Here is a 3,686-nt window from a genome sequence, read left to right as displayed (position 1 = left end):
TGGCGGGGGCCGCCCAGGGGGTCGCCCTGGACCCCCGCCACGTTGTCGGCGGGGCCTGGGCGGGCCCCGCCGTGGGCCCCGACCCACGGCCTGCCCGACGACCTGCCCGACGACCTGCCCGACGACCTGCCCGACAACCCGCCCGACGGCCCGGCCGGTGGCGTCCGCGGGGCCGGGTTCACGGCGCCACCGCCGCGCGCGGCCGGGGCGGCCCGGGCTGCCGGACCAGCGGGAGCCGGACGGTGAGCACCGCGCCCCGGTCCCGGCCGACCTCGACGGTGCCGCCGTTGCGCCGGGCGGCCTGGGCCACCAGTGCGAGGCCGAGTCCGTGCCCGCGGACGTCCTGCTTGGTGCTCCAGCCGCGCCGGAACACGTCGTCCACGGCGGCCGGGTCGATGCCGGCGCCGGTGTCGGCGACCCGGAGTAGGAGGTGGCCGTCGTCGATCCGCGCGGTCACGGTGACCTCGGGCTGGACGGGGCTCTCGGCGGCGCCGGCGATCGCCGCGTCGACGGCGTTGTCGACCAGGTTGCCGAGGACGGTGATCAGGTCGCGGGCGGACAGCCCCGGCGGCAGCACCCCGTCGTCGATCGAGCTGTCCGCGGTGAGCGTCAACTCCACGCCCCGTTCGGCGGCCTGGGCGGCCTTGCCGAGCAGCAGGGCGGCCAGCACCGGCTCGCCGACGGCGGCGACCACGCGGTCGGTGAGCCGCTGGGCGAGGGCGAGTTCGGCGGTGGCGAACTCCACCGCCTCGCGGTGGCGGCCCAGTTCGATCAGCGAGACGACGGCGTGCAACCGGTTCGCGGCCTCGTGCGCCTGCGCGCCGAGCGCCTCGGTGAACCCGCGCACCGAATCCAACTCGCCGCTCAGCGCCTGAAGTTCGGTGTGGTCCCGGAGGGTGAGGACGCGGCCGAGACCGGTACCGATGGTGGAGGTGTTGAGCACCACCACCCGCTCCGCGGTCAGGTGGACCTCGTCCCGCACCGGAACGTCCCCCAGCACCGCGGCGACGAGCGCCTCCGGCAGGCCGAGTTCCCCGATCGGCCGGCCGTCCAGGCTCCCGGTCAGGCCGAGGAGTTCGCGGGCCGCGTCGTTGCAGAGCACCACCCGGTGGCGGCGGTCGAGCAGCACGAGCCCTTCGCGCACCGCACGCAGGGTGGCCTGGTGGTACTCGTAGAGGTGGCTGAGCTCGGCCGGACCCATCCCGTGAGTATGCCGCCGCAGACGGGAGTTGGCGAGGTAGGTGCCGACCCCGCCGACCGCCAGCGCGGCCCCGGCGACCCCGACCAGGGCGAGCAGCGGGCCGCGCAGCCGGGCCGAGATGGACTGCACGGTGATGCCCGCACTCACCAGCGCGACCACCCGGCCCCGGTCGTCCAGCACCGGCGTGACCACCCGTACCGACGGACCGAGCGTGCCGGTGTAGGTCTCGCTGCGGGTCTCCCCAGCGAGCGCCCAGTCGATGTGGCCGAGGAAGGTCCGGCCGATCTGCTCGGGGAGGGGGTGGGTCCAGCGGACGCCCGCGGTGTCCATCACGGTGACGAAGGAGACCCCGGTGTCGACGCGGACCCGCTCGGCGTACGGCTGGAGGACGGCGGTCGGGTCGGGTCCGGAGACGGCGGCCAGGACGGCCGGCGAGTCGGCGACCGCACGGGCGACGGCGGTGACCTGGCGGCGGGCCGCGTCCTCGGTGCGGTCGGCGGTGAACAGGTAGGCGAGCACGGCTCCGCCGGCCACCACGGCGGCGACGATGACGACCTGGACGACGAAGAGCTGTCCGGCCAGGCTGCGCACCGGCCGGCGCGGCGAGGGGAGGGTGCGCGCGGACATGCCTGTCAGTGTGCACCACGGTCCGCGGGGGCCGGCCCGCACCCGGGCACCGCCCCGGAACGGCGCCACGGCCCTCCCGGGCCTCCCGGCCCTCCGCCCGCAGCCCCCGGACCTCGACCGCCGCCCCGTGAACTCTATGAACGCAAACGTGACCCGCGTCACGCCCCGACCCCATAGTCGGAGCGGCCCACCACCCGGGGCCGCCAGGAGCGCAGGGCACAGCTGGGCGAAGGAGCCGCAGATGTCGATCACCGGAGCAGGGCCGCAGGCCGAGGCCGTCAGACGGAAGGACCGCACCCACGTCCTGTACCTCGCCGTGATCGTGGCGGTGGTCGCGGGTGTCGTGGTCGGACTGACCGCGCCCGGCTTCGCGGTGGAGCTGAAGCCGATCGGGACCGGCTTCGTCAACCTGATCAAGATGATGATCAGCCCGGTCATCTTCTGCACCATCGTGCTGGGCATCGGCTCGGTCACCAAGGCCGCGAAGGTCGGCAGGGTCGGCGGACTCGCGCTCGGCTACTTCCTCACCATGTCGACCGTCGCACTCGCCATCGGCCTGCTGGTGGGCAACCTCCTGGAGCCCGGCGGCGGCCTCCACCTCACCACCGCGCTCGCCAAGTCCGGCCACGCCCAGGCCGCCGCCGGGGGCGCCCAGTCCACCGCCGACTTCCTGCTCGGGATGATCCCGACCACCATGCTCTCCGCCCTGACCGAGGGCAAGGTGCTCCAGACCCTGCTGGTCGCCCTGCTGGCCGGCTTCGCGCTGCAGGCGATGGGCCCGGCCGGAGCGCCGGTGCTGCGCGGCGTCGAGCACGTGCAGCGGCTGGTCTTCCGGGTCATGTCGATGATCATGTGGGTGGCGCCGATCGGCGCCTTCGGGGCGATGGCGGCGGTGGTCGGCGCGACCGGCACGGCCGCGCTGAAGAGCCTCGCCGTCATCATGATCGGCTTCTACGCGACCTGCGCCCTGTTCGTGGTCGTGGTGCTCGGCACGCTGCTGCGGCTGGTCGCGGGCGTCAACATCTTCACCCTGCTGCGCTACCTCGGCCGCGAGTTCCTCCTCATCCTCTCCACCTCCTCCTCGGAGAGCGCGCTGCCCCGGCTGATCGCCAAGATGGAGCACCTGGGCGTCAGCCGTCCGGTGGTCGGCATCACCGTCCCGACCGGCTACAGCTTCAACCTGGACGGCACCGCGATCTACCTCACGATGGCCTCGATCTTCATCTCCGAGGCGCTGGACAAGCCGATGTCGGTGGGTGAGCAGCTGTCCCTGCTCGTCTTCATGGTGATCGCCAGCAAGGGCGCGGCCGGGGTCACCGGCGCCGGGCTGGCCACGCTCGCCGGCGGGCTGCAGTCGCACAAGCCGGCGCTGGTGGACGGGGTCGGGCTGATCGTCGGCATCGACCGGTTCATGTCCGAGGCCCGGGCGCTCACCAACTTCGCGGGCAACGCCGTGGCCACCGTCCTGGTCGGGCAGTGGACCGGCGAGTTCGACCGCGAGCGGGCGCGGCAGGTCCTGACCGGCGCGGTGCCGTTCGACGAGCGGACCCTGGTCGACACCCACGCGGGCCCCGCCGACGCCGCGGCCCCGGGCGCGACGGCCCCCGGCGCGGTTCCCGCTCCGGTCGGCCCGCCCGAGCCCGCCCCGACCGCCCACGGCACCCCGAGCGCGGCGGCCGCCTGACCCCCGGTCCCGCCCTCCCGATGAGACTCCCCCGGCCCGGCGCCCCGCCCAACCCCCCCGGACCGCCCCCGGCCCGGGGGCCCCCCCTGCCCCGCCCACCCCCTGGGTCTTATAAACAAAAACGAGCCCACCAGACACACGAAAATATCGTATTCCGTCTTGTGCTTGAAAAAT

The 3,686-nt window shown here is 74.3% G+C and carries 2 protein-coding genes; one reads left to right on the top strand and one right to left on the bottom strand.

The window, feature by feature from the left end; genetic code table 11:
• Window positions 1-178: 178 nt before the first annotated feature.
• Window positions 179-1,828, bottom strand: a complete 1,650-nt coding sequence (locus ACFWIC_RS33640; protein WP_380520745.1) for an ATP-binding protein — start codon at window positions 1,826-1,828, stop codon at window positions 179-181.
• A 241-nt stretch (window positions 1,829-2,069) separates the two neighbouring features.
• Between ACFWIC_RS33640 and ACFWIC_RS33635 the strand changes: the two genes are divergently transcribed.
• The gene (locus tag ACFWIC_RS33635) at window positions 2,070-3,512 is read left to right on the top strand and encodes a cation:dicarboxylate symporter family transporter (RefSeq protein WP_380355032.1); all 1,443 of its coding nucleotides are present in this window, start codon (window positions 2,070-2,072) and stop codon (window positions 3,510-3,512) included.
• Window positions 3,513-3,686 lie beyond the last annotated feature (174 nt).

Origin of the sequence: Kitasatospora sp. NPDC127035 (assembly GCF_042726075.1) — a bacterium.
GTDB lineage: Bacteria > Actinomycetota > Actinomycetes > Streptomycetales > Streptomycetaceae > Kitasatospora.
Note: the sequence above shows the minus strand (reverse complement) of the source record. Positions and strands in the feature narration are given on the sequence as shown.